Source organism: Mesorhizobium sp. M8A.F.Ca.ET.181.01.1.1, from assembly GCF_004792025.1.
Taxonomy (GTDB): domain Bacteria; phylum Pseudomonadota; class Alphaproteobacteria; order Rhizobiales; family Rhizobiaceae; genus Mesorhizobium.
The window spans coordinates 1-289 of the sequence record NZ_SRTV01000296.1; the positions used below are offsets into that span (position 1 = coordinate 1).

Genomic DNA, 289 nt, shown 5'->3' on the forward strand with positions numbered 1-289 from the left:
CGCTGGTGGCTCGAGCAGCGGCTCCGCGGCAGCCGTGGCGGCGGGCATCGTGCCGTTCGCGCTTGGCACCGATACGGGCGGCTCGGTTCGTATCCCGGCCGCGCTCTGCGGCATCGCCGGGTACAAGCCGAGCTATGGCCTGATCAGTCTCGACGGCGTCATCCCCTATTGTTGGTCGCTGGACCATGCGGGCGTACTCGCGACATCTGTTGAGGACCTGGAGCTTGTCGTCAGGCAAATCGCGAAGCTCCCGTCGGCGACGCCACCCGGCGCGGCGCCGAGGGTTGCC

General features: G+C 69.2%; 1 protein-coding gene. It reads left to right on the forward strand.

Translation table 11 applies throughout. From position 1 onward, the window contains the following. A partial coding sequence (locus EN824_RS34675) for an amidase family protein (RefSeq protein WP_245521094.1) occupies positions 1-289 on the forward strand: 289 nt, incomplete at both ends.